Origin of the sequence: Nonomuraea wenchangensis (assembly GCF_900111685.1) — a bacterium.
In the GTDB taxonomy this organism is placed as follows: domain Bacteria; phylum Actinomycetota; class Actinomycetes; order Streptosporangiales; family Streptosporangiaceae; genus Nonomuraea; species Nonomuraea wenchangensis.
Genome location: NZ_FOHX01000006.1, coordinates 489,641 through 515,717, shown reverse-complemented (window position 1 = coordinate 515,717; position 26,077 = coordinate 489,641). Strand labels below are relative to the sequence as shown.

Below are 26,077 nucleotides of genomic sequence, written 5' to 3'. Positions count from 1 at the left end.
GTCCGGGCTAGCGCCGCGAGGGCCGGCGGGCGCGCGGCCTGCCCGCTCGGGGCGCCTGGCTGATGCCGGCGTGCCGCTCGGCGCGCTCCGCCTTCTCCTTTTTGACGGCGTCACGTAACGCCGACAGCAGCCGGCGGCGTCTGGCCCTGTTGGCCTTCGTCGTGGGTGTCTTCGGGGGTGAAGACTTGTGGGTCTTTGGCATGGGGATGTCCTACCCACCCCCTGGGCGCTTCCATACTTGATGGCATGCGGCTTACGGAATTCTGGCGGCGTATGAACGCGCACTTCGGCGAGACGTACGCCGAGTCGTGGGCCCGCGACTACGTGCTCGCCCCCCTGGGCGGGCGCACCGTGATGCAGGCCCTGGCCGAGGGCGAGAGCGCCAAGACGGTCTGGCGGGCGGTGTGCCAGGTCGAGGACGTCTCGTCCAAGCTGCGCTGACGCGCTCACTCCCGGCCCTGGGGCGCGTCCAGGGTCTGCCGGAGCGCGTCCGCCGTACGGTCGAGGTCGTCCGCGCCGCCCTGGCCCCTCGGCGACCACAGGAACACCCAGCCGCCGGACGACGGGGTGGCGAAGACGAGCGTCTGACGGCCCGTACGCGGGTGCCACGCCCACAGCACCGGCTCGTCGCCGCCGACCATGCGGCTCACCAGTCCGTGGTCCGGCAGCAGCTCCGCGAGCGCCTGCAGATGGGCGCGCCGTTCACCGGTGTAGCCGCTCGCCACGTCACCGCCTCCAACCGTCGCCCCTCCACTGAGTCTCCCCAGCTCACCACGCATGACAACACGCCGTCGCGAACGGTCGTGAACATCATCAGGGGCCTGCTCCCGCGGTGCTCCGGGTGGCCTTCCTGCTCCCGTGTGTTCCTGCTGTGATCGAACAGCCGTTCGGCTACCATGGAGAACGCCGGGCCACGTCTTCCCCGGCAGTCGCAGAAAATGTCGGTGGCAGGCCGTAGCTTTCACTCGACTGATCGGACCACGACCCTCCAGGGGGAGTTCCCATGGCAATCAACGACCGCGAGAAGGCCCTCGAGACCGCACTCGCTCAGATCGAGCGGCAGTTCGGCAAGGGCTCTGTGATGCGCCTGGGCGACGACGCCCGAGCTCCCATCGAGGTGATCCCCACCGGGTCGATCTCCCTCGACGTGGCGCTCGGCATCGGCGGCCTCCCGCGCGGCCGCATCGTCGAGATCTACGGTCCTGAGTCGTCAGGTAAGACCACGATCGCCCTGCACGCGGTCGCCAACGCCCAGCGGGCCGGGGGCATCGCGGCGTTCATCGACGCCGAGCACGCGCTCGACCCCGAATACGCCAAGAAGCTGGGGGTCGACACCGACGCCCTGCTGGTCTCCCAGCCCGACACCGGTGAGCAGGCGCTGGAGATCGCCGACATGCTGATCCGGTCCGGCGCCGTCGACATCATCGTCATCGACTCGGTGGCCGCCCTGGTGCCCAAGGCCGAGATCGAGGGCGAGATGGGCGACAGCCACGTCGGCCTCCAGGCCCGCCTCATGTCGCAGGCCCTGCGCAAGGTCGCCGGCGCACTCAACAGCACCGGCACCACCGCCATCTTCATCAACCAGCTGCGCGAGAAGATCGGCGTCATGTTCGGCAGCCCCGAGACCACGACCGGTGGCAAGGCGCTCAAATTCTACGCCTCGGTGCGCATGGACATCCGCCGCATCGAGACGCTCAAGGACGGCACGGAGGCGGTCGGCAACCGCACCCGGGTCAAGGTCGTCAAGAACAAGATGGCCCCGCCCTTCCGGGTCGCCGACTTCGACATCCTCTACGGCGTGGGCATCTCCCGTGAGGGCGGCCTGATCGACATGGGCGTGGAGCACGGCTTCGTGCGCAAGTCGGGAGCCTGGTACACCTACGAGGGCGACCAGCTCGGCCAGGGCAAGGAAAACGCCCGCAACTTCCTGCGCAACCACCCCGACATGGCCAACGAGATCGAGAAGAAGATCAAGGACAAGCTGGGCGTGGGCCCGCGCCTCGACGCCCCGGCCGAGCCCGCCGCCGCCCCGGCCCCGGCCCCGGCCACCTCGGGCCGCGGCTCGAAGTCCACTCCGAAGCCGGGTGACGTCTGATCGTCGCCCATGAGTGACACGCCTTGGCCACAGGCGCCCCGGCCGCGGGGCGCCTGGCCCGACCACCCCTGCACCACCGTGGGCCTGACCCGTGACTGACTCACCAACCCCTCCCAGTTCCCGTTCCAGCGCCAGTTCCCGGGCCAGTTCCCGTTCCCGCGACCTGGCCCGCTCCGCCGCGGACGGCTGGCCCTCCGTGGAGGAGTGGCGCGCCCAACGCCTCTCCCAACGCGCCTCCGACTCCTCCGACGCCCTCAACCACCCAGGCGAGGAGCAGCCCGAACCCCCCACGACTTCTGGCATCGATGGCCCCGTCGCCCCCTCCGGCGCCGATGGTCCCGCCGCCTACGGATCCGACGACCAGCACACCTTCCAGCAGACAGCCCTCGCAGCCGGCGCCGAAGCCACCAAGCCTCGCCGTCGCGCCAAGCGACGATCGGGCGAGACCGAAGGTCACAAGCCCACCACCCGCACCGGTGCCCCCGGCGCCATCTCCGGCACCGGCACCGGTGACTCGGGCACCGGTGGCTCCGCCACCACCTCCGGCAGCGGTGACCCCGGCGCCGGTGGCCCTGCCGCCACCTTCAGCACAGACGACCCCAGTTCCGCCGCCCCCATCGAGAACTGGTCACCCTCCACCATTGCCGGGGCATGGTCATCAGCCATCGTGGACGAACCACACCCGTCCGCCTCCTACAAGGACCGCGCGGCGGCCGCTGCCACGTCCTTCTTCGGTGACGCTTCAAGCCACAATCCCGGCGAAGCCTCAAGCACCCACCCCTTCTTCGTCAACACACCCGCAGCACCTTCCACCGGCTCTTCCGATGGAGAGCCTGCGCTCCCTGGCAGGTCTCCTGTCGATGCCGTGGCGTCCGACGCGGGCTCTTCGGGGGGAGATGCCGCCTCGGGTGGTAGCGATTCTGCTGGGCGTTCGCCTGAGGCCAGCGGCGTCATGCCCATGCCCTCCGACGACCTGCGCGAGGTTTCGCAGGAGGGCTCAGCCGGCGCGTCTGTCGGTGAGCCTCGCGAGATACCGTCCAGCCGTCCCCCTGAGGGGTTGCTGGACGGCACGCCCGGCATGGCGCTGAGTGGTCCCCACGACGCGACCACAGACAGCCCGGAACCCTCCGCTCTTGGGGGTGCTGGCTCGGCTGACGGGGCGCAGGAGCTTGAGAGCCGTTCCAGCGCATCCGACGCCACTGACGTTCTCAACGTGCCGATCGGCGGCTCTCCGGATGCGCCCACGAGCGGCCCTTCCAACCTCCCCACAGGTGACTCTTCCGATGTGGGCGGTTTTCAGGGGCAGGCTGCAGACGGAGGCGTTCCTCTGGAGGAGGGAAGCGCCGACTACTCCAGCGACGAGGTACACGCCACAGCGGAGCCCGCCGAAGTGGACGCATCGGCGGACCAAGACGTGCCCGCCCAGAGCGTGCCCGCCCAGAGCATGCCCGCCCAGAGCATGCCCGCCCAGGGCGAGACCGCCCAAGATGTCACCCCCCACGGCGTGACTGCTCAGGGCGTCCCCACCGAGAGTGTGGCTGGGGATGGTGGCACTTCGGATGGTGTCAACGCTGAGAGTGCGGCTGGGGGCGGTGGCTCCACGGAGGGGGGCGCTGCTGGGGGCGTTGTGGCGGAGCCTCCTGAAGGGGCTTCGGGGTATCGGCGTGGCGAAGGTGCTTCTGCTGACAGTTCCAGTGCCCTGGACTGGGGTGGGAGTCTTCTGGATGGCGGGGCCGAGGACGGACAGCGAAGTGGTGGGAGGAAGGGGCGGCGTGGCGGGCGTCGTACCGGGGGGAAGGGGCGGCGGAGCTCCGGGCGGTCGTGGTTGCCGGACGGGCCTGATGAGGAGAGTCCGGCCGCGTCCGCGCCTCCGGCGGATCCGGAGTCGGTGGCTCGGGCCATCGTTCTTCGGCTCCTGACGATGGCGCCCAAGACGCGGGCTCAGCTCTCCGAGGCGCTTCGCAAGCGGGACGTGCCGGAGGCGGCGGCCGACGCGGTTCTCGACCGGTTCTCCGAGTTGGGGCTGATCAACGATGAGGCGTTCGCCGAGGCGTGGGTCGATTCCCGGCATCACGGGCGCGGGCTGGCCAAGCGTGCGCTGGCCGCCGAGTTGCGCCATCGGGGCGTGGACAACGACACGGTCAAGGAGGCTGTGGAGCGCCTGGATTCCGATCAGGAGGCGGAGACGGCCCGGCGGCTGGTGGATCGGAAGCTGGCGTCCACCCGCTCGCTTGATCCGCAGACCCGTACCCGCCGCCTGGCCGGCATGCTCGCCCGCAAGGGGTACTCGTCGGGGCTGGCGTACCGGGTGATTCGGGAGGCGCTGGATGAGGAGGGCATCGAGTTGGAGGGCGACGGCTTTCCGTAGAACGTCTGGGGGTTTCAGGGTGGGTGGGGAGCGGTGACGGGTGGTTGCGGCGTCGGTGGGGATCTTGGGCTTCATGTGGGGTCGCGAGCCCGTAAGACACGCTTGACGACTCGTTTGCTTGCTCGTGACCAGTTCGACGCATAACCTCGACGGCAGTGAGGAGTTACTCCGCGCAGTGCGGATTGCCATACCGGTGAGCGACGGACGAACGAGCGTGGTTGATGAAGGCGGGCGAGGTGTCGGCTGTGCGGGTCGACGCCCGGTCAGTCTTGGCTTGATATCGATCCCGGCACCGTACGGGCTTCGCGTGGCGTGCTTGTGACCCCTCCCATGGTCTGGGTCCGCGTTATGGGGTGTTGACGACGCGAGGAGGGCGGGGCGCACATGGGGCCGCTGGTCGTGGTGCTGATGGTGGCGGTGCTCGTGCTCGCGTTCGGGATGATCGTCGCGCTGCTCGTCGTCATACGCCGCACTTCCGGCACCGCACCCAAAGGGGTGGCGCGGCCGAGTCCCGAGCAGGTGCAGGTGGTGCACGAGGAGCTCGAACAGGCGCGTGAGGAGGCTCGGGAGATCCGCCAGAAGGCGGAGGTCGACGCCGAGGAGATGCTGCGCAGGTCCGAGGCGGCCGCCGAGAGCGCCGCGCGGATGCGGCAGGAGGTCGAGGCGGAGACCCGCGTGCTCAAGACCGAGCTCAAGGAGCTGCGCGCCGACCTCGAACGCCGTGAGGCCCGCCTGGCCGAGCGCGAGCAGCGGCTGGACGAGGAGGCCCGCCGCCAGTCCGAGCGTGACAGGAAGCTGGCGGAGACGGAGGTCGAGCTGGCCGACCGGCGCGAGGAACTGCTGCAGGTGGAGGACGAGCGGCGGCTCATCCTGGAGCGGGTGACCGGGCTGACGGCCGAGCAGGCCAAGGCCGAGCTGGTCAAGGAGATCGAGAACCAGGCCAAGCGCGAGGCGGCGCTCATCGTACGGGAGATCGAGAGCCAGGCCCGCAAGGAGGGCGAGAAGCGCGCCACCAAGATCGTGACGCTGGCCGTGCAGCGGGTGGCGGCCGAGCAGACCGCCGAGTCGGTGGTCAGTGTCCTGCACCTGCCGGGCGACGAGATGAAGGGGCGCATCATCGGGCGCGAAGGGCGCAACATCCGTGCCTTCGAGTCCACGACGGGCGTCAACCTCATCATCGACGACACGCCTGAGGCGGTGCTGCTGTCCTGCTTCGACCCGGTACGCCGGGAGACCGCGCGGCTCACCCTGGAGAAGCTCGTCCTCGACGGGCGCATCCACCCGCAGCGCATCGAGGAGGCGCACGAGCGCAGCCGGCAGGAGGTCCAGGACCTCTGCGCGCGGGCCGGGGAGGATGCCCTCGTCGAGCTGGGCATCACGGACATGCACCCCGAGCTGACGCTCCTGCTGGGCCAGCTCCGCTACCGCACCTCCTACGGCCAGAACGTGCTGAAGCACCTCATCGAGTCCGCGCACATCGCCGGCATCATGGCCGCCGAGCTGAAGCTGGACCAGCGGCTGGTCAAGCGGTGCGCCCTGCTGCACGACATCGGGAAGGCGCTCACGCACGAGGTCGAGGGCAGCCACGCGCTCATCGGGGCCGAGATCGCCCGCCGCTACGGTGAGGAGGAGGACGTGGTGCACGCCATCGAGGCGCACCACAACGAGGTCGAGGTGAAGACCGTCGAAGCGGTTCTCACGCAGGCGGCCGACGCGATCAGCGGCAGCCGGCCGGGCGCGCGGCGGGAGTCGCTGGAGGCGTACGTGAAGCGGCTGGAGCGGCTGGAGGAGATCGCGCAGTCGTACGAGGGCGTGGAGAAGGTGTTCGCCATGCAGGCCGGGCGGGAGATCCGGGTCATGGTCAAGCCGGACGCGATCGACGACATCCAGGCCCAGGTGATCGCACGGGACGTGGCCAAGCAGGTCGAGGAGGAGCTGACCTATCCCGGGCAGATCAGGATCACGGTGGTGCGGGAGTCGCGGGCGACCGAGTTCGCCCGCTGAGCCCAGTCGGCCCGAGCCCGGCCGAGCCCGGCCGAGCCGGCCGAGCCCGGCCGAGCCGAATGCCGGGGCCCGTGTCCTACGAGAAGAGCTGCTGGTAGAAGGCGAGTTCGGCGGCCAGGGCGGCGGTGCGGGTCTCGGCGCGGCGGAAGCCGTGTGATTCGCCGTCGAACGCCAGGTAGGTGCACGCCACCCCGCGCTCCGACAGCGCGTCGGCGAAGGCCGCCGACTGCTCGGGCGGCACAACCGGGTCGTCGAGCCCTTGCAGGAGCAGCATGGGGCAGGAGACGCCGCCGACCAGGGCGAGTGGTTCGCGCTGGGCGTAGACCGCCGGGTCGGGGCGGCCGACGAGCCACTCGACGTACCGGGATTCGAAGTCGTGGGTGTGCGCGACGAGCGGGCCGAGGGCGCTGACCCCGTAGTAGGACACCCCGCCGGCGAAGACGTCCGAGCGGCAACAGGCGGCCATCACGGTCCAGCCGCCCGCGCTGCCGCCGCGTATCGCGATCCTGGCCGGGTCGGCGAGCCCTTCGGCGGCCAGCCATTCGGCGGCGGCGACGACGTCGGCCACGTCCACCAGGCCCCACTGGCCGCGCAGGCGCTCGCGGTAGGCCCGGCCGTAGCCGGTCGAGCCGCCGTAGTTGACGTCGAGCACGCCGACGCCGCGCGTGGTGAAGAACGCCTTCTCCAGGTCGAACGCGCTGCCCGCGTGGGAGGTCGGGCCACCGTGTACGAAGATCACGTAGGGGGGAAGGCCCTCGACGGCGGGCTCGTACGGCGGATAGAGGTAGGCGTGCACCTCCTCGCCCCCCGGCACCCGGACCGCGCGGGGCACGGGCAGGAGCGCGGTGTCGGGCAACCGTCCGGCGGCGTCCGGCCGCAGCCGCGTCACGGCGCCCGAGGCGAGGTCGACGGTCGCGACGGAGCGGGGGATCGTGGCGGCGTAGCCGACGCCGGTGACGGACGTGCCGTCGGCGGTGAGCGCGGCGTCCCAGCCGCTGAAGGGGGTCTCCAGGTCGGTGAGCGTGCCCGACTCAGGGTCGAGCACGCCGAGCCGCAGGTCGCCGCGCCCGTGCAGGACCGCGAGCCGGCCGTCGCCGAGCACCGCGTACGGCAGGCCGCCGAGCTGCCACGGCGCCGAGGCGAACTCCTCCTCGGCGGGGCACAGGGGTCGCACGTCCTCGCCGCGCAGCCCGGTCTCGTACAGGTTCCACCAGCCGGAGGTGTCGGAGACGAGGTAGAGGTGGGCGTCGTCGCGCCAGGAGGGGGCCAGCACGGACTCGGCGGGGCCGCCCTTCACCGGCCATGACGCGCCGGTCTCCAGGCTGGTGACGTGGACCTCGGTGCCGTTCCAGGGCATGTGGGGATGGTTCCAGCAGACATAGGCGAGATGTCGCCCGTCGGGGGAAACGGTGGGGTAGGCGTAGAAGTCGTGCCCGGTGACCCGTACGCGAGGCTCGCCGTCGCCGTCGAGGGGGACGGTCACGATGTCCCGGCTGACCACGCCGTCGCCGGTGTGCCGCTCGCGTACGCACCAGACCTGCCCGTCACGAACCAGCAGGTCGGCGTAGCGGGCGCCCTCCTGGGTGAGGGGCTGCGGCTTGCCGTCGGCGCCGAGCAGGTAGAGCCGCTGGTCCTCCAGGTTGGCGAAGACGACCTCGTTCGCGGGGGTCACGGCGTAGGGGCGGCCGCCGTACTCGTGGACCCTGGTGCGGGCGTTCCACGGGGGCGCGAGCAGGTCGTGGCAGGCGCCGTCGGGGGTGCGGCAGCTGATCGTGGTGCGTCCGCCCTCGTCGGGGCGGTCCTCCGTCCACCACACCCGGCCGTCCCTGGCCGTGGGCCAGGCAGGGCGCCTGCCCGAAGCCGCCACGTCTCGCGTCGATATGGGGGAGGGCCAGAAGGGCATACCCGCATCCTGCCGGAAGATCACCGGCGGTGCTGCCCGGTCCCCCTAGATCACCGGCACTTCCGACCCCCGTCTGAGCTGCGCTCATGTTAGATCAAGGGCCCGCGGCGGGTCAGGGGCACGGTTCGGGGCGCGGGAGGGAGGAGGGGAGGGTCAGGCCGGTGTCGCCGAACCACTTGCGCAGCAGCCGGGTGGCCGTCCCGTCACGCCACATCGCGGCGACCGCCGCGTTCACCGCCTCGCAGGTCGCCGTGTCCCCCTTCTTGATCCCGACGCCCCACCGCTCCTCGCCGATGGGATCGTTGAGCAGCCGGAACCGTCCGGGGGCGGTCGCGGCGTAGCCGGCCAGCACCAGGTTCTCGGTGCTCACCGCGTCGAGCTGCCCGGCGTCGAGCTTGCGTACGCAGTCGGAGTAGTTCTCGGCGGGCACCAGGCGCGCCGGCAGGCCCAGCTTGCCGTCCGGCGGCGGGTCGACGATCCGCCGGTAGGAGTTCGAGCCCTTGGCCAGGCAGAGCCGCGTGCCCCGCAGGTCCTGCACGGTACGGATCGAGGTGTCCGTGGCGCGGACCATCGTGTCCTGAGGCACCGACACGTACGGCCCACCGAACGTCACCTTGGGCCTGCGGGCCTCGATGATCGCGTAGGTGGCGAAGATCAGGTCCACGGCGCCGTTCTGGAGCATGGCCTCGCGGACGGAGGAGGGCGTCTCCCGCCAGGTGATCCGCACGTCCTCGCCCTGGGCCAGCGCCTTGACGACGTACTCGGCCACGTCCACGTCGAAGCCCTGCGGGTCACCGGCGTCGGGCTTCAGCCCCAGCCCCGGCTGGTCCCACTTGGTGCCGACGGTGACCTGCCCGCTGCCCCTGACCTTGTCCACGACGTTGACGTACGAGCCGCCGGAGCCGCAGGAGACCAGGCAGACGGCCAGGCAGACGGGCGCGCCCGCACCTCGCAGGTACGCCCTCCGCATCCCACCACCGACCTCTCCTCACACAGGAGAAGTGTGCGTGAGGGAGATCGCGGGAGGGCCGCCACGCGAGCGGCCCTCACCGACCCGTAACCCCTTCTTGGAGCTTTCCCTGCCAGGGGAGCCGAGCCGTCAGAGTGTGGCGGTGGCCCCCGTGCCGGCCCCGCCGGCGCCGACCGCCGGAGGAGCCGCGACCGGGCCCGCCGCGGACGTACGGCTGCGCCGGCTGCGCCGTTCGAGCCGGTGCGCGAGGGCGCCGAGCGCCAGGTTGATCAGCACGTAGATCAGCGCCAGCACGATCGCGCTCGGGATGAGGTTGCCGTAGTTGACCGCGAACTGCTTGAGCCCGGCGTTCAGCAGGTCCTCGTAGGCGATGATCCAGCCGAGCGCGGTGTCCTTGAGCAGCACGACCATCTGGCTGACGATCGCCGGCATCATGGCCGTCGTCGCCTGCGGCACCAGCACCAGCCGCATGACCTGCGACTTGCGCAGCCCGATGGCGTACGCGGCCTCCGACTGCCCCTTCGGCACCGCGAGGATGCCGGCCCGGACGATCTCCGCCAGCACCGACCCGTTGTACAGCGTCAGGCCGATGACCACGGCCCAGAACGCCGGCACGCTCATCGTGTAGCCGCTCAGCGTGGCCGGGCCGGCCTGCACGAAGAAGATGAGGATCAGCAGCGGGATGGCGCGGAAGAACTCCACGACGCCGCCGCACACCATACGGATCACCCGGTGGTCGGAGAGCCGGCCGAGGCCGAACAGCACGCCGAAGATCACCGCGAGCACCGCCGCGACCACCGCCGCCTGCAACGTGCCGACCAGGCCGGGCAGGATGAACCCGGTCCAGGTGTCGCCCCGCAGGAACGGCTCCCACTTGGCCGCGTCGAGCTGCCCCTTCTCGCCCAGCGTGGAGATGACCAGGTAGGCGATGAACAGCAGCACGGCGACCGACAGCAGCGTGAGCGCGTTGTTGCGCAGCCGGGCGCGCGGCCCGGGGGCGTCGAACAGGACGTTCGTGCTCATCGCGCCACCGCCAAGCGCTTGGCCAGCCAGCCGAACAGGAAGCCGGTGGGAAGGGTCAGGACCATGTAACCGAAGGCGAAGCCCAGGAAGATGGGGATGGTGCCGCCGTAGTCGTCGAACATCTGCTTCATCTGCGCCGCCGCGTCGAGGTAGCTCGCCACGATGACGATCGTGGTGTTCTTGGCGAGCGCGATCAGGATGCTGCCGAGCGGGGAGATGACCGACCGGAACGCCTGGGGCAGCACCACGAGCCGCAGCGTCTGCGTGAACGTCAGGCCGATCGCGCGGGCCGCCTCCGCCTGCCCCATGGACACCGTGTTGATGCCCGAGCGCAGCGCCTCGCACACGAACGTCGCGGTGTAGACGGACAGACCGGCCACGGCCCACCAGAAGTAGTTGGTGGTGGGGTCGCCGGAGAAGGTGAGCTGCATCGTGTCGCTCAGCCCGAGCGCGCACAGGATCAGCACGAGGGTGAGCGGGGTGTTGCGCACCACGTTGACGTACGCCGCGCCGGCCCAGCGCAGGACGGGCGTCGGCGCGACCCGCATGGCCACCAGGATCGTGCCCAGGACGAGCGCGATGACGGCGCTGGTGAGGGTGAGCCTGATGGTCGCCCAGAACCCGAGGAGGATCTTGTCGAGCTCCTGGACGAGCGGGGAGAAATCAAAAAGGGCGGAGGTGTCCATGACTTTCCTCGTCAGGGGAGCTCACCGGCGGGCACGCTGGCGCGCCCGCCGGTGAGTGACCGGGTCTTGGACGGGGATCAGGCGCAGCCCTCGGCAGGGGGCGCCGCGGTCTCCATCTTCAGGCCGGTGCCGGCGAAGTGCTTGTCCAGAAGCTTGGCGGCCGTGCCGTCGGACCACATCTCACCGATGATCTTGTTGATCTCGTTGCAGGTCTCCAGGTCGCCCTTCTTCAGGCCGACGCCGTACTTCTCGTCGGTGAACGGAGCGCCCGCGACCTTCACGCTGGCGCCCTCGCGCTTGGCGAAGCCGGCGAGGATCGTGTCGTCGGTGGTCACCACGTCGACCGCGCTGCTCTTGAGCTTGGCGATGCACTCGTCGTAGCCGCCCGCGGGGACGAGGGTGGCCTCGACCTTGAGGTTCTGCTTGTTGGTGCCCTCGGTGATGTTCTTCCACGAGTTGGAGCCGCTGACCTGGCAGACCTTCTTGCCCTTCAGCGTGTCCAGGCTGGTGATCGAGGAGTCGTCGGCCCGGATCAGGGAGTCCTGGTGCGCCAGGTAGTAGGGCCCGGAGAAGGTGACCTGGGGCTTGCGGGCCTCGGTGATCGAGTAGCTCGCGATGACCATGTCGACCTGGCCCTGCTTCAGGAAGCTCTCACGGTTGGCCGAGCGGGCCTCCTTGAACTCGATCCCGCTCTCCGGAACGCCGAGCTTGCCGGCGATGTACTTGGCCACATCGACGTCGAAGCCCTCGACCGTGCCGTCAGGCTTCTTCAGCCCGAGGCCGGGCTGGTCGTACTTCACGCCGATGACGAGCTTCTTCTCGTCCTTGGCCTTCTGCAACACGGTGGTGGCCCCGCCGCCGCCGCAGGCGGTGAGACCGGCGATCATGGCGCCGGCCGCGGCCAGGGCAACACCCACCTGTCGGATCTGCATGTCCTACCTCGGCTCTCTCAATGCGTAAGAATCTTGGAAAGGAAATCCTTGGCCCGGTCGGTCTGCGGTGAGCCGAAGAAGGCGTCGGGGGTGTTCTCCTCCACGATCTGGCCGTCGGCCATGAACACCACCCGGTTCGCCGCCCGGCGGGCGAAGCCCATCTCGTGGGTGACCACCATCATGGTCATCCCATCGCGGGCCAGGCTCACCATGACATCCAGGACTTCCTGCACCATCTCGGGGTCCAGCGCGGACGTCGGCTCGTCGAAGAGGATCATCTTCGGCTCCATGGCGAGCGCTCGCGCGATCGCCACCCGCTGCTGCTGGCCGCCGGAGAGCTGCGCCGGGTACTTCTGCGCCTGCGCGGCGATGCCGACCCGCTCCAGCAGCTCCATGGCCCGCCGCTCGGCGGCCTCGCGGCCCTGGCCGCGCACCTTGATCGGCCCGAGCGTGACGTTCTCCAGGATCGTCTTGTGCGCGAACAGGTTGAACGACTGAAAGACCATGCCGACTTCCGAACGCAGCCTGGCCAGCCCCTTGCCCTCGTCGGGAAGAGGCTGCCCGTCGAAGACGATCTGACCTCCGTCGATCGTCTCCAGCCGGTTGACGGTCCGGCAGAGGGTCGACTTCCCGCCCCCCGATGGGCCGATGACGACCAGGACCTCGCCACGGAAGACGGTCAAGTTGATGTCCTTCAGGACGTGCAGCGCCCCGAAGTGCTTGTTGACGTTCTCCAACCGTACGAGTGGAGCGTCGTCACCGTTGTCCGTCATGGGTAGAACCGTACGGGCCTCCAGGACGCTGGTCACTAACCGAGCGGTACCGATCCGATCACATCCGGCCGTCAAGCTGGCCTTTTAGAACGGTACGGACTGCTGGGAGCCGTACAACGACTACCCTGGAATGTGCCATGACTGTGACCCAGGAGGGCGCCCGCACATACGAAGTGCGCACATACGGGTGCCAGATGAACGTCCACGACTCCGAGCGGCTGTCCGGCCTGCTGGAGGAGGCCGGCTACGTGCCCGCGTCCGACGGCGAGACCGCCGACGTGGTCGTGTTCAACACGTGCGCCGTGCGGGAGAACGCCGACAACCGCCTCTACGGCAACCTCGGCCACCTCCGCCCCGCCAAGGTCCGCAACCCGCGCATGCAGATCGCGGTGGGCGGCTGCCTGGCGCAGAAGGACCAGGGTGAGATCGTCCGCAAGGCGCCCTGGGTCGACGTCGTGTTCGGCACCCACAACATCGGCTCGCTGCCGGTGCTGCTGGAGCGGGCCCGCGTCGAGGGCGAGGCCCAGGTCGAGCTGAAGGAGTCGCTGGAGACCTTCCCCTCCACGCTGCCCACCAGGCGCGAGTCCGCCTACGCCGCCTGGGTCGCGATCTCGGTCGGCTGCAACAACACCTGCACCTTCTGCATCGTGCCGTCGCTGCGCGGCAAGGAGAAGGACCGCCGCCCCGGCGACGTCCTGGCCGAGGTGCGCACGCTGGTCGAGCAGGGCGTCCTCGAGGTCACGCTGCTGGGCCAGAACGTCAACACCTACGGCGTCGAGTTCGGCGACCGGCTCGCCTTCGGCAAGCTGCTGCGCGCCTGCGGCGACGTCGAGGGCCTGGAGCGGGTGCGCTTCACCTCGCCGCACCCGGCCGCGTTCACCGACGACGTGATCGCCGCCATGGCGGAGACGCCCAATGTCATGCACCAGCTCCACATGCCGCTCCAGTCGGGCTCCGACCGGGTGCTGCGGGCGATGCGCCGCTCCTACCGGGCCGAGCGCTACCTCGGCATCATCGAGCGGGTGCGCGCCGCCATGCCCGACGCGGCGATCTCCACCGACATCATCGTGGGCTTCCCCGGCGAGACCGAGGAGGACTTCCAGGGCACGCTCGACGTGGTGCGGCAGAGCCGCTTCGCCAACGCCTTCACCTTCCAGTACTCCATCCGCCCCGGCACCCCGGCGGCCACCATGCCCGACCAGGTGCCGAAGGAGGTCGTTCAGGAGCGCTACGAGCGGCTGGTCGCGCTGCAGGAGGAGATCTCCTGGGAGGAGAACAAGAAGCAGGTCGGCCGCACCCTCGATGTGCTGGTCGCCGAGGGCGAGGGCCGCAAGGACGACGCCACGCGCCGCCTGTCCGGCCGCGCCCCCGACAACCGCCTGGTCCACTTCGCCGCCGGTGACGAGACGCCGCGGCCGGGCGACCTGGTGACGGTCGAGGTGACGTACGCGGCGCCGCACCACCTGGTGGCCGACGGCCCGGTGCGCGGGCTGCGCCGCACCCGCGCGGGCGACGCCTGGGAGGCCCGGCAGGGCGGCTCCGGAGGCGGTCCCGGCGTGATGCTCGGCATGCCGACCATCGGCCGCCCGGCCCCCGCTCCCGCCCCGGCGGCGAACGGCTGCTCCCTCACCTGAGGGGCTCTGACCGGCGCGTTCGCTAACGGAGCCGAGCTTTCCCCTTACTGAAAACGATCTTTACTGTCAGTCCGGCCTGTGTGATGATCGCTGCGTTTTGCCCGCGATTTTCAGAAAGGCCGGAGTGACTACACGACGATTACTCCCGGGGACGGACCCCCGGACGCGGCGGCGCCGCATCGCTCTCGTCAGCGCGCTGGCGCTGCCGCTCTCACTGATGGCCGCCACCGCGGCCGCGCAATCGATCTTCACCCCGATGTCCTCCATGGCGAGCACGACGTCGCAGCTGAACACGACGGGGCTCGTGGCCGCGTACGGGATGAACGAGGGGACGGGCACGACCGTGTCCGACTCCTCGGGCCTGGGCAACGCAGGCGAGGCGGAGAGCACGAGCTGGGCCGGCGGCAAGTACGGCCAAGCGCTGTCCTTCGACGGCTCCTTCAGCTGGGTCACCGTCCCGCACGCCACATCGCTGCGTCTGAGGACCGGCATGACACTGTCGGCCTGGGTCAGGCCGTCCACCGTGGCCTCCTGGCGGAGCGTGGCCGCCAAGGAACTCGGCGGCGAGGGACTGGCCTACGGCCTGTACGCCTCGGCCGAGGGGTCGCTCCCGACCGGCTGGGCGCAGACCTCCGCCAGCAGTTGGACCACCGCCTACGGCGGGTCCCCGCTGGCGGTGAACACCTGGAGCCATCTCGCGGTCACCTACGACAACACCGCGCTGCGATTGTTCGTCAACGGCCGGCAGGTCACTCAGACGCCGATGACCGGCAGCCTCGCCGACGACGGCAGTGACCTGCGGATCGGCGGGAACAACGTCTGGGGCGAGTTCTTCAAGGGCCTGATCGACGAGGTGCGGATCTACAACCGCGCGCAGAGCGCGAGCGAGATCCAGAGCGACATGGCCACCCCGATCACCGTGGCCCCGACCCCGACCCCCACCCAGACCCCCACCCCCACCCCCACGGACACACCGACCCCGACGCCGACACCGACGCCGACGGACACTCCGACGCCGACGGACACTCCGACCCCGACAGATACCCCGACTCCGACGGACACCCCGACTCCGACGGACACGCCGACTCCCACCCCCACGGACACGCCGACCCCGACCGTCACCCCCACGCCGACCCCCACCCCCACCCCGACGCCGCCCGGCCTCGTGGCGGCCTACGGGATGAACGAGGGCTCCGGCACCACCGTCAACGACTCCTCCGGGCGCGGCAACACGGGCGCCGCCGCGGACACCACCTGGGCGACCGGCAGGTACGGCGGGGCCCTGTCCTTCAACGGCTCGTTCAGCTGGGTCACCGTCCCGCACTCCACGTCCCTGACCCTGAGCTCGGGCGTGACGGTCTCGGCATGGGTGCGGCCCACGGCCTCGGGCGGCTCCTGGCGCACGGTGCTGCTGAAGGAGCACGAGTTCGGCGGCTCCTACGGCCTGTACGCCTCCACCAGCACCGGCCCCTCGGGCTGGGTGATGACCGAGATGGGCGAGGGCGGCGCCGTCAGGACCACCACCCTGCCGCTGAACCAGTGGAGCCACCTGGCCTCGACCTATGACGGCGAGGTCAACCGCCTGTACGTGAACGGCGTCCAGGTGTCCCAGTCCGCCGTCGGCGGCGACATCATCGACGACGGTGGCGACGTGCGCATCGGCGGCAACAACCTCTGGGGCGAGTTCTTCAAGGGCCTCATCGACGAGGTGCGCGTCTACAACCGTCCGCAGACCGCGGCCGAGATCCAGTCCGACATGAACACCGCGATCGGCGCTCCGGCGCAGGCCGCGACGGCGGCGCGGCGGATGAGCGCGCCCGCCACCGGCACGAGCATCGGAAAGCTGACCGTGACCGGCGTCCCGCACGTGACCACCTGGGTCGCGCCCGGCCGTTCCGGCCAGCCGACGGTGGAGGTGCAGCTCGCCCGGTCGCCCATGGCAGGCAAGCAGGGCGGCAAGGCCAGGACCGAGCGTGCGATCTGGTCCGGCCGGGCCACGGCCGCCGCGGGCGACTCGCTGGTGACCGTGCAGATCCCGAAGAGCCGGCTGCGTGCCGGACAGGAGCTCAGGTGGCGCTTCCGTGTCACCGGCACGGGCGGCGCTGACGCCTGGAGCGACTGGCGCGAGGTGACCGTCAGGTGATCAGGCGGCGGGCGGCCGGCGACCGGCTGCCCGCCTCCTTCCAGGTCAGCAGCCGTCGAGGATGGTCTCCATGGCCGACTTCTCGGCGGCGGTGACCCAGACGTCGTACTTCGCCTTGACGTCGATCTGCCGGGCGATGTACGTGCAGCGGTAGGACTTGAGCGGCGGCAGCCAGGTGGCGGCGTCGGAGTCGCTCTTCTGGCCGTTCAGCGGGCCGTCCGTGGCCTGGAGGTTCAGCGGGTCGTTCGCGAACTCCTTGCGCTTGGTGGCCGACCACTGCTGGGCGCCCTTCTGCCAGGCGTCCGAGAGCGGGATGAGATGGTCGATCTGGACGGCCGTGCTGGTGTCCTGGCCGCGCTTGAACTTGATCGTCTTCCCGCTGTAGGGGTCCTTCAGCGTGCCGGTCAGCACGATGCAGTCGTGCGTGCCGGGCTTGAAGGTCTCGTCCTCCAGGTCGCGCTTGAGGATGTCGTTGCGGGTGTCGCAGCCGTTGCGGTCGACGTCGGCCCAGGAGGGGCCGAACTCGTCGCGGTCGAAGCCGGTGCGCGGGGCGCGGCCCTTGACCTGGAGCTTGGCGAGCTTCTTGCGGGCGTCGGAGATCGAGCCCTTGTCGGGCTTGGACGCCTTGTCGGAGTCGCCGGTGGAGAGCTGGGCCTCCAGCCCGCCGCAGCCTGTCGCCAGCACCGCAACCGTGGACAGACCCGCCACCAACGCCCGTACGCGCACGTCGAACTCCCGAAGCTCCAGTTTTCGTAAAGCTTAGGGATAGATTCCCCCAAGAGCGTCAAGTAGCCACTCTGCGAGATAACGGGTGAAAGACGACCGCACATAAACCCGGTAGTTGTCCGGGGCCCGCCGCTCCAGCAGCACGGACGCCCGCCCCAGGAAGGTCTGGGCATGGCCGGGGAACACCGACGGATGCAGGTCGAGAGGGCAGCCGGTGATAAGGATCTCCTCGGCCGCGGGGCCGGACAGCTCCAGGACCGTCCGCTGGTCCGACACGTCCACCCATTCCGGGCCGGGAGGGACGTTCCCCGTGACGAGCCACCAGGACGGGCCGAGCGCGAGGCCCATCCCCGGGTCCGCCCCCCGCACCTCCCACATGGGCTCGAAGGCGATCTCCCGCAGCCGCGCGGCCGGGGTGCTCGCCGCCTGGAAGCGGGCGGCGAACGCGGCGGCCGGGCTCTCGGCGGGCCACGGCTCCCCCTGGTAGGGGCCCACCTCCACGGTCAGCGGCAGGCCGTCGCGGCGGTCGTTGCCCGGATCGAGGAAGACGGGGGAGCAGACGGTGACCGGATGGGCCTCGCCGCCGCACACGGCGGTGAGCCGGTCGCCCGGCTCGGCCTCCCTGACCAGGGCGAGCGCGAAGGAGCGGCCGAGCGCCGCGCTCGCGTAGCCGGAGGTGACGTGCCCCAGCGCCGGCGTCCCCTCGCCGGAGGTGAGCTGCGCGCCCTCGGGGACGAGCGCCGCCGGATCGTCGGGCAGCAGGCCGACCAGGCGCTTACGGCCGGCGCGGGCGGTGTCCGGGCGGGCGTGGGAGCGTTTGCCGACGAAGTCGGGCTTGCGGGAGGAGACGATCCACGACATGCCGAGGTCCTGCGGCGTCACGGTGCCGTCGGTGTCCTGGCCGACGATGGCGAAGCCCTTCTCGGCGCGCAGCACGTGCATGGTCTCGGTCCCGTACGGCACCGCGCCCAGGTCGAGCACCGCCTCCCACAGCGCGCGGCCGTGCCGCCAGGGCACGTTCACCTCGTATGCCAGCTCGCCCGAGAAGCTGATCCTGAACACCCGCCCCGGCATCCCGAGCACGTCGGTCTCCGCGTAGCGCATGAACGCCAGGTCCACCGCGCCGGGCGCGACGGCGGCGATCACCTCGCGGGCCCGCGGCCCGGCCACCGCGACCGTGGCCCAATGGTCGGTCACCGAGGTGAACGACACCTCCAGCTCCGGCCACTCGGTCTGGTGCCACTCCTCCAGCCAGTCGAGCACGGTGGCGGCGTTGCCGGTCGTCGTGGTCATGAAATAGTGCGTCTCGGCCAGCCGGGTCGTCGTGCCGTCGTCGAACACCATGCCGTCCGCGCCGCACATCAGCCCGTAGCGGCAGGCGCCGACGGGCAGCGTGGAGTAGACGTTCGTGTAGATCCGGTCGAGGAAGGCGCCCGCGTCCGCGCCCCGGATGTCGATCTTGCCGAGCGTGGAGGCGTCCATGGCGGCGACGCCGGTGCGCGCGGCCTCGCACTCGCGCCGCACGGCCGCCGCCATCGTCTCGCCCGCGCGCGGGAAGTACCAGGGGCGCTTCCACTGGCCGACGTCCTCGAACACGGCCCCGCGCGCGACGTGCGCGTCGTGCATGGCCGTGGTCCTGACCGGGTCGGACAGCTCGCCGCGGTCGCGCCCGGCCAGCGTGGCGAAGGACACCGGCGTGTACGGCGGCCGGAACGTCGTCGTCCCCACCTGCCCCGGCTGCGCGCCCAGCAGGGCGGCCATCACGCCCACGACCACCGCGCCCGAGGTCTTGCCCTGGTCGGCGCCGGTGCCCGCGGTCGTGTAACGCTTGACGTGCTCCACGGAACGCAGCCCGGCCCCGGTGGCCCGCGCCAGGTCGGCCACGGTCACGTCCCGGTGCAGGTCGGCGAAGGCGGGCTCCGATGAAGGACCGGTCACGGACCAGACGGCCGCCGGCGGGCGCGGGGGCCGCCGGTCGTCCTCGGGGACGCGCGGCCCGTGCCCGGAAAGCCCGGACTGCCCGGCCGCCTCGGCCCCGGCCGCGTAGCCGTCGGCGATGGCCTCGCTCGTGCCGTAGAGCCCGCGGCAGGCTCCGGCCGACCGCTCGGCCTGCGCGGACGTGCCCGGCACGAAGGCCAGCAGCTCCTCGTCGTAGCGGAGCCGGCCCTGGGACTGGCTGAACAGCTGCACCGCCGGGTTCCAGCCGCCCGCGACGGCCAGCAGGTCGCACGCGAAGTCCCGGTCACCTGCCCGTACGCCGTTCAGCACGCCGTCGGCGTCGCCGGAGGTGCCCGTGACGACCTGCCCGGCCAGCACCTCCACCCCCTCCACCGGCGGCGGATCGGGCCGCGGGTCCACGATCGCCAGCACCTCCACCCCGGCGTCCGCCAGGTCGCGGGCGGCCTCGTAGCCGGAGTCCGCGCAGGCGAACACCACCGCCCGCCGTCCGGGCCGCACGCCGTAGCGGTTGGCGTACGCGCGGGCGGCAGAGGCCAGCATCACCCCGGGCCGGTCGTTGCCGGGGAAGGCGAGCGAGCGTTCGTGCGCGCCCGTCGCCAGCACCACCCGCCGCGCCCTGATGTGCCACAGCCGCTCGCCGTGTGGCCGCTGCTCCACGGCCACCACGTAGTTGTGGTCGTAGTAGCCGACGGCGGTGGTCCTGGTCAGCACGCGGGCGGGCAGCTCCAGGCCGTCCACCCACTCCAGGGCGGGCCGGCCGTCCAGCGTGACCCGGCTGTTCAGCAGGTCGCCGCCGAGCCGAGGCTGGTCGTCCAGCAGGATCACCCGAGCGCCCGCCCGCCCGGCGGCCACCGTGGCCGCCAGCCCGGCCGGGCCGCCGCCGACCACGAGCACGTCGCAGTGCAGGTAGCCCTTGTCGCAGCGGCGCTCGTCCCGCGCGTCCGGGTCGACGCGGCCCTTGCCGCGCAGGCTCCACGCCTCCAGCCCGTCGTACAGCTCGACCGTGGTGGCCGCGAGCATGGGGTCGGGGCCCACGCGGACCAGCGCGTTCGGCTCCTCGGGGCCGGCGGTGAAGACGCCGCGCGGGCGGCCCAGCTCCACGCTGCGGCCGACCACGCGCACCCCGTTGCGCAGCAGCGCGGCGGCCAGCGTGTCACCCGGCTCGCCCCGGTAGGCGTGGCCGTCGAAGGTGAATCTCATCGGATCTCCTGCGTGACCGTGTGCCGTTCGACGGTGAACCAGGTGCGGCAGCCGTGCGCGTGGAACCAGCGCTCGTGGAACCAGCCTTTGGGGTTGTCGCGCATGAAGACGTACGCGGCCCACTCGCCGTCCGTGGTCTCGCCGTCCGGGTAGGCGATGCCGGCCTGGCCGCCGTAGCGGAACTCGGTCTCGTCGCGCGGGCCGCAGAAGGGGCAGGGGATGAGCAGCATCAGTGCGCCACCGCCGCCGCGCCGTGCTCGTCGATGAGCGCCCCCGTGGTGAACCTCTCCAGCGCGAACGGCTCGGCCAGCGGGTGCGGGCGGCCGTGCGCGATCGTGTCGGCGTACACCCAGCCGGAGCCCGGGGTGGCCTTGAAGCCGCCGGTGCCCCAGCCCGCGTTGACGAACAGGTTCTCCACCGGCGTGCGCCCGATGATCGGGGAGGCGTCGGGGGAGACGTCCACGATGCCGGCCCAGGTGCGCAGCACGCGCACCCGGCTGAAGATCGGGAACAGCTCCAGCGCCGCCGCCATCTGCGCCTCGATCACGTGCACGCCGCCGCGCTGCCCGTAGGAGTTGTACGCGTCGATGCCCGCCCCCATGACCAGCTCGCCCTTGTGCGCCTGGCTCACGTAGACGTGGACGGCGTTCGACATCACCACGCAGTCGAGCACCGGCTCCAGCAGCTCCGACACCAGCGCCTGCAACGGGTGCGACTGCAGCGGCAGCCGGAACCCGGCCAGCTCCGCCAGCACCGACGTGTGCCCGGCGGCGGCCAGCGCCACCTTGCCCGCCGCGATCCGGCCGCGCGAGGTGCGCACGGCCGCGACCCGGCCGCCGGTGATCTCGAAGCCGGTGACCTCGCAGCCCTGGATCAGGTCGATCCCGTACGCGTCCGCCTGCCGGGCCAGCGCCCACGCGACGTGGTCGTGCTTGGCGATGCCGCCGCGCCGCTGCAGCGTCGCGCCCATGACCGGGTGCCTGGGCCGGTCGGAGACGTCGATGATCGGGCAGAACTTCTTCACCTCGGCGGCGTCCAGCCATTCGGCGTCCACGCCGTTGAGCCGGTTGGCCTCGACCCGGCGCCGGCCCTCGCGCACGTCGCTGAGGCTGTGCGCCAGGTTGAGCACACCGCGCTGGCTGAACTGCAGGTCGTAGTCCAGCTCCTCGCTCAGCCCCTCCCACAGCTTGAGCGAGTGCTCGTAGATGGCGGCGCTCTCGTCCCACAGGTAGTTGGAGCGGATGATCGTGGTGTTGCGGGCCATGTTGCCGCCGGCGAGCCAGCCCTTCTCCAGGACGGCGACGTTGGTCAGGCCGTGGTTCCTGGCCAGGTAGTAGGCGGTGGCCAGGCCGTGGCCGCCGCCGCCGACGATCACCACGTCGTAGGACGGGCGGGGGTCGGGGTCGCGCCAGAGGAAGTCGGGGTGGGTGCTGGGCCGGGTCAACGCCTGATCTTCTCCATCCCGGGGTCGTACAGCGGCTCGGCGGCGACCTCCGCGGGAACGCGGCGGCCGAAGTATGAAATGTCGACAGGTGTCCCGGGGACGGCCAGCTCGGCCGGCAGCCAGGCGTAGGCGATCGGGCGCTGGACGGTGTGCCCGTAGGCGGCGCTGGTGACGTAGCCGACAATGTGGCCGTCGTGCCGTACGGGCTCCTTGCCCATGACGACCTCGGCGCTGAGCAGCGGGACCAGCCTGCGGGTCACCTCGCGGCGCAGCGCGTCGCGGCCGAGGAAGTCCTTGTCGTCGCGGACGGCGAAGGCGAGCCCCGCCTCGTACGGGTTGTGCTCGCTCGTCATGTCCACCCCCCACAGCCGGTAGCCCTTCTCCACCCGCAGGCTGTTGAACGCGGCCCGCCCGCCGGCCACCGCCAGGCCCCTGGCCCAGAGGGTGTCCCAGAGCTTGAGCCCCATGTCGGCGGTGGTGTAGAGCTCCCAGCCCAGCTCGCCGACGTACGACACCCGCAGGGCCAGCACCGGAACGTGCCCGATATATCCAGACCTGCAGGTGAAGTAGCGGAAGCCCTCGTTCGACAGGTCCAGGTCCGTCAGCGGCTGCACCAGCTCCCTCGCCCGCGGCCCCCACACCCCGACGCAGCAGGTGCCGGGTGTGATGTCGCGCACCCGCACGCCGCCCGGCGCGTGCCGGGAGAGCCAGTCGAGGTCGAGGTTGCCGTTCGCGCCGACCTGGAAGCGCTCCTCGTCCAGACGGGCCACGGTCAGGTCCGACCGGATGCCGCCCCTGGCGTCCAGCAGCAGGGTGTAGGTGACCGAGCCGGGCTTCCTGTCCACGTTGTTCGTGGTCATGCGCTGCAGGAACGCCGCCGACCCCGGGCCGCTCACCTCGATCCGCTTGAGCGGGGTCATGTCGTAGAGCGCCACGCGCTCCCTGGTCGCATGCGACTCGGCGGCGGCGGTCGGCGACCAGTAGCGGCTCGCCCAGGCGTCCCGTTGCGCCGCGCCCAGGAACGGCTCGTCCGCCAGGCCCTCCAGCAGCGGCGTGTTCGCCTCGAACCAGTGGGGCCGCTCCCAGCCGGCCCCCTCCAGGAAGAACGCCCCCAGCTCCCGCTGCCGCACATGGAACGGGCTGGTGCGCAGCGGGCGCGGCGACTCCATCGGCTGCAGCGGATGGATGACGTCGTAGACCTCGACGAAGTTCTGCTTGCCGCGCTCCTCGACGAAGGCGGGGGAGAGCTGCGCCTGCTCGAACCTGGCCAGATCGCACTCGTGCAGGTCGTACCCAGACGTCCCGTCCACCAGCAGCTCGGCCACCGCCCGCGCGACCCCGGCCGAGTGCGTCACCCACACCGCCTCGGCCAGCCAGAAGCCGTCGAGGTGCGGCGCCTCGCCGATCAGCGGGAAGCCGTCGGGGGTGAAGGAGAAGACGCCGTTGATGCCGTCCTCGTACGTCGAGCCGGCGAGCGCGGGCAGCAGCTCGACCGCGTCCCGCCAGGCCGGCTCGAAGTCCTCCTCGGTGAACGCCTGCACCGACGGCATCACGGTGCCCCTGGCCGGGATCTCCTCCTGGGTGACCGGCATGGGGCGGTGGGCGTAGGAGCCGATGCCGACGCGGTCGCCGTGCTGCCGGAAGTACAGGTCGCGGTCCTGGTGGCGGAGGATGGGGCCGGGGCGGCCCAGGTCGAGCGGCCCGGACTTGGCGTACTGGTGGGCGAGCGGCAGCAGCGGCACGGTCAGGCCGGCCAGCTTCCCGATCGACGGCCCCCAGAAGCCGGCCGCGCACACCACCACGTCGGCGGGGACCGTACGGTACTCCCCGTCGGCCAGCACCGCCACGCCGGTGACCCGGCCGCCGTGCTGCTCGACGCCGACGACCGTGTGCCGTTCCAGGAAGCGCGCGCCGCGCTCGCGCGCCCGCGCCGCCTGCGTCTCGCCGCAGGCGACCGCCGCGGCGAGGCCGTCGGTGGGCACATGAAAGCCGCCGAACACCTTCGTACGGTCCAGCAGCGGCCACAGCCGCGCGCAGTCGTCGGCGTCGAGCAGCCGGGCCTCGACGCCCCACGACTCGGCCCAGCCGAGCTTGCGGTGCAGGTCGGCCCAGCGTTCGGGGGTGGTGGCCACCTCCAGGCCGCCCACCTGGCGGAAGCAGTGCTCGCCGAGCGCGGTGTACTTGGCCACGGTGTAGGCGGCGAACTCCGTCATCGTCTTGGCGGGGTTGGTCTGGAAGACCAGGCCGGGCGCGTGCGAGCTGGATCCGCCCGCCGCGAACAGCGGCCCCTGCTCCAGCACGGTGACGTCGGTCCAGCCGCGTTCGGTGAGCTCGTCGGCCAGGGCGCAACCGACGATCCCGGCGCCGATGATCACCAAGCGGGGCCGACTCATGGCGCCTCCGGTTGTTCCTTAATGCGCAACACGCACCGGACTACGCAACGACCATAAAGGCCCGCCCGCCCCCGGAACAAGACCTTCCCCGGCCTGTGGACCACGGGAGCCGGCCCGCCGTACGCTCGTCATGGATCATGGCATGTCAGGAAGGTCGGCATGGCACAGCGGCGCTTACTGGAAGGGCTGGGGGTCACCGTCGCCGAGGAGACGGCCTACCGCGCGCTGCTCCGGCACGGGCCCGCGACCCTCGCCGAACTGGCCGCCGAGACCGGCTCCTCGGCCGCCGCCATCCGCCGCCTGCTGCCCCGGCTGGAGGACCTCGGGCTCACCTCCCGCGTCGCCGGCCGGCCGCTCCGGCTCGTCGCCACCCCGCCGGACATCGCCGTCGACATCCTCGCCGCCCGCCGCCAGGAGGAGCTGACCCACAGCCGCGCCGCCGCCGCGCTGCTGGCCACCGAGGCCGCCGGGCGCGGCGGGCCGCAGCCGGAGGAGGTGCTGGAGGTGGTCACCGGGCACGACGCCGTCGCCCGCCGCTACCTCCAGCTCGAACGCGACGCCACCCGGGAGCTGCTGGTCCTGGTGCGCCCGCCGTACGCGGTGGACGTCGGCGACGGCCACCAGAACGCGCGCCGCGCCGCCCGCAGGGGCGCGCCCGTCGTACGCGGTATCTACAGCCCGCTCGCCTTCGAGCAGCCCGGCATGCTCGCCCATGCCCGCCGCGCCGTCGCCGACGGCGAGCAGGCCCGGCTCGGCCAGGTGCCGGTCAAGCTCGCCGTCGCCGACGCGCGCGTCGCCATCCTGCCGCTGGCCTCCGAGGAGGACCTGGCCGTCGGGAGCGCGCTCGTCGTGCACCCGTCGGCGCTGCTGGACGCCCTGGTCGGGCTCTTCGAGACGCTGTGGCGGGCCGCCGTGCCGCTGCGCCTGACGGAGGACCGCCTCCAGCCCGAGGGCCGGCCCCGGGTCCCCGACGCCGAGGTGCTCGCCCTGCTCGCCGGCGGCATGAAGGACGACGCCATCGCCCGCCAGCTCGGCCTCAGCCCGCGCACGGTGCAGCGCCGCGTCCAGGTGCTCTGCGAACGCCTCGGCGCCCGCACCCGCTTCCACGCCGGCGTCCTCGCCGCCCAACACGACCTGCTCCCCGAGTGAGCCGTGGCGATTCTCCTATTCAGCTAGGAGGCTGGCTCCTAGTAAATTACCCTCGGGTCATGACCGAGGAACTACCTCCGCACTTGCGTCAGCTCGCTGAGGTGGCGGCGACAGTGGCCGCCGCGGGTGCTACTGCGACTGGCTGTACACCTCAGGGGGGACATGTGCGCACTACGTGTCATAGGAACGGCGTCATCTCGGTTCCTGCCATGATCCCTGCCACCCTGATCGCGATCCCGAACCCTTCCGGGAAGCCATGAAACGCCTGGAGGCGGTCACAGAAAGGATGTGCCGATGAGAGGCATCATCACCTATGTCGTCACCTATGAGAACGGACGGTGGGTGTCGCGCTGCCCTTCCGGCGAGGTGGAGGGCGTCGGTGTGGCGAGCTCCCTGTCCCAGCTGGAGCGCGACCTGTCGGAGATTCACGCATGGGCCTGGCCCGAGAACACCCCCGCCGTCGAGTTCACCTTCGATCTCCCGGAGGAAGTGGCGGGCGTGGTGGCGGCGTATCACCGCCAGAAGGAACTGGCCGAGACGCACGCGAGACGAGCCGCGGAACTGGCCGTCGAGGCCGCGAAGACGCTGACCAGTCACTGGTCGGAGCCGGACACGGCGCGCCTGATGGGGCTGTCGAAGCAGCGGGTCCACCAGCTGAAGGTGAGCGTCTGACCT

Annotated in this window: 21 protein-coding genes; 8 read left to right on the top strand and 13 right to left on the bottom strand. The window is 71.2% G+C overall.

The window, feature by feature from the left end; translation table 11 throughout:
* Nucleotides 1-7: 7 nt before the first annotated feature.
* A complete protein-coding gene (locus BMW85_RS48535; protein WP_143082355.1) occupies nt 8-202 on the bottom strand; it encodes a hypothetical protein in 195 nt (64 codons plus the stop codon).
* Between the two features lie 44 nt (nt 203-246).
* Between BMW85_RS48535 and BMW85_RS21400 the strand changes: the two genes are divergently transcribed.
* Entirely contained in the window at nt 247-441 is a 195-nt protein-coding gene (locus BMW85_RS21400) for a DUF3046 domain-containing protein (RefSeq protein ID WP_091083936.1), read from the top strand.
* Between the two features lie 5 nt (nt 442-446).
* On the opposite strand, the gene BMW85_RS21395 is transcribed toward BMW85_RS21400, so the two are convergent.
* Entirely contained in the window at nt 447-725 is a 279-nt protein-coding gene (locus tag BMW85_RS21395; RefSeq protein WP_091083934.1) for a hypothetical protein, read from the bottom strand.
* A gap of 278 nt (nt 726-1,003) precedes the next feature.
* Between BMW85_RS21395 and recA the strand changes: the two genes are divergently transcribed.
* From recA to rny, 3 genes are all read left to right on the top strand, one after another.
* On the top strand, nt 1,004-2,095 hold the full coding sequence (gene recA / locus BMW85_RS21390) for a recombinase RecA (protein WP_091083932.1): 1,092 nt from the start codon (nt 1,004-1,006) through the stop codon (nt 2,093-2,095).
* A 1,888-nt stretch (nt 2,096-3,983) separates the two neighbouring features.
* Entirely contained in the window at nt 3,984-4,463 is a 480-nt protein-coding gene (locus tag BMW85_RS51270; RefSeq protein WP_397027279.1) for a regulatory protein RecX, read from the top strand.
* A 384-nt stretch (nt 4,464-4,847) separates the two neighbouring features.
* Nucleotides 4,848-6,467 carry a ribonuclease Y gene (rny, locus tag BMW85_RS21375; RefSeq protein WP_091083928.1) on the top strand — a complete coding sequence of 540 codons (1,620 nt, stop codon included), beginning with the start codon at nt 4,848-4,850 and terminating at the stop codon, nt 6,465-6,467.
* A gap of 76 nt (nt 6,468-6,543) precedes the next feature.
* Here the strand turns inward: rny and BMW85_RS21370 are convergent, their stop codons facing one another.
* The 6 genes from BMW85_RS21370 to BMW85_RS21345 form a co-directional block, all read right to left on the bottom strand.
* Entirely contained in the window at nt 6,544-8,283 is a 1,740-nt protein-coding gene (locus BMW85_RS21370) for a S9 family peptidase (RefSeq protein ID WP_091083925.1), read from the bottom strand.
* Between the two features lie 199 nt (nt 8,284-8,482).
* Complete coding sequence (locus BMW85_RS21365; RefSeq protein ID WP_091083923.1) at nt 8,483-9,340, bottom strand: transporter substrate-binding domain-containing protein; 858 nt, start codon at nt 9,338-9,340, stop codon at nt 8,483-8,485.
* 129 nt (nt 9,341-9,469) lie between these two features.
* On the bottom strand, nt 9,470-10,363 hold the full coding sequence (locus tag BMW85_RS21360; protein WP_091083920.1) for an amino acid ABC transporter permease: 894 nt from the start codon (nt 10,361-10,363) through the stop codon (nt 9,470-9,472).
* Nucleotides 10,360-11,049 (bottom strand): amino acid ABC transporter permease, encoded by a 690-nt coding sequence (locus tag BMW85_RS21355; protein ID WP_177240799.1) that lies wholly within the window; start codon nt 11,047-11,049, stop codon nt 10,360-10,362. The genes BMW85_RS21360 and BMW85_RS21355 overlap by 4 nt, the downstream gene beginning before the upstream one ends.
* A 77-nt stretch (nt 11,050-11,126) precedes the next feature.
* Complete coding sequence (locus tag BMW85_RS21350) at nt 11,127-11,981, bottom strand: glutamate ABC transporter substrate-binding protein (RefSeq protein WP_091083918.1); 855 nt, start codon at nt 11,979-11,981, stop codon at nt 11,127-11,129.
* Between the two features lie 17 nt (nt 11,982-11,998).
* Nucleotides 11,999-12,754: an amino acid ABC transporter ATP-binding protein gene (locus tag BMW85_RS21345; RefSeq protein WP_177240798.1), complete on the bottom strand. Its 756-nt coding sequence runs from the start codon at nt 12,752-12,754 to the stop codon at nt 11,999-12,001.
* A gap of 137 nt (nt 12,755-12,891) precedes the next feature.
* Here BMW85_RS21345 and miaB point away from each other — a divergent pair, with 137 nt between their 5' ends.
* Together miaB and BMW85_RS21335 are read left to right on the top strand one after the other, a co-directional pair.
* On the top strand, nt 12,892-14,388 hold the full coding sequence (miaB, locus tag BMW85_RS21340) for a tRNA (N6-isopentenyl adenosine(37)-C2)-methylthiotransferase MiaB (protein ID WP_091083913.1): 1,497 nt from the start codon (nt 12,892-12,894) through the stop codon (nt 14,386-14,388).
* Between the two features lie 217 nt (nt 14,389-14,605).
* Nucleotides 14,606-16,531 (top strand): LamG domain-containing protein, encoded by a 1,926-nt coding sequence (locus tag BMW85_RS21335; protein WP_091083911.1) that lies wholly within the window; start codon nt 14,606-14,608, stop codon nt 16,529-16,531.
* A 45-nt stretch (nt 16,532-16,576) separates the two neighbouring features.
* Here BMW85_RS21335 and BMW85_RS21330 read toward each other — a convergent pair whose 3' ends face one another.
* Genes BMW85_RS21330 through BMW85_RS21310 form a run of 5 tightly spaced genes read right to left on the bottom strand, consistent with a single transcriptional unit; the run spans nt 16,577 to nt 24,253 of the window.
* Nucleotides 16,577-17,257, bottom strand: coding sequence for an HNH endonuclease family protein (locus tag BMW85_RS21330; RefSeq protein WP_245774973.1), 681 nt, complete (start codon nt 17,255-17,257; stop codon nt 16,577-16,579).
* 33 nt (nt 17,258-17,290) lie between these two features.
* On the bottom strand, nt 17,291-20,416 hold the full coding sequence (locus BMW85_RS21325; protein ID WP_091083906.1) for a 2Fe-2S iron-sulfur cluster-binding protein: 3,126 nt from the start codon (nt 20,414-20,416) through the stop codon (nt 17,291-17,293).
* Nucleotides 20,413-20,646: a sarcosine oxidase subunit delta gene (locus BMW85_RS21320; RefSeq protein WP_091083904.1), complete on the bottom strand. Its 234-nt coding sequence runs from the start codon at nt 20,644-20,646 to the stop codon at nt 20,413-20,415. The genes BMW85_RS21325 and BMW85_RS21320 overlap by 4 nt, the downstream gene beginning before the upstream one ends.
* Complete coding sequence (locus BMW85_RS21315; RefSeq protein WP_091083901.1) at nt 20,646-21,860, bottom strand: sarcosine oxidase subunit beta family protein; 1,215 nt, start codon at nt 21,858-21,860, stop codon at nt 20,646-20,648. The genes BMW85_RS21320 and BMW85_RS21315 overlap by 1 nt, the downstream gene beginning before the upstream one ends.
* Entirely contained in the window at nt 21,857-24,253 is a 2,397-nt protein-coding gene (locus BMW85_RS21310; RefSeq protein ID WP_091083899.1) for a GcvT family protein, read from the bottom strand. Before BMW85_RS21310 ends, BMW85_RS21315 begins: the two co-directional genes overlap by 4 nt.
* A gap of 159 nt (nt 24,254-24,412) precedes the next feature.
* On the opposite strand from BMW85_RS21310, the gene BMW85_RS21305 reads away from it, so the two are divergent.
* On the top strand, nt 24,413-25,402 hold the full coding sequence (locus BMW85_RS21305) for a helix-turn-helix domain-containing protein (protein WP_091083897.1): 990 nt from the start codon (nt 24,413-24,415) through the stop codon (nt 25,400-25,402).
* A 294-nt stretch (nt 25,403-25,696) separates the two neighbouring features.
* Complete coding sequence (locus tag BMW85_RS21300; protein WP_091083895.1) at nt 25,697-26,074, top strand: hypothetical protein; 378 nt, start codon at nt 25,697-25,699, stop codon at nt 26,072-26,074.
* Nucleotides 26,075-26,077 lie beyond the last annotated feature (3 nt).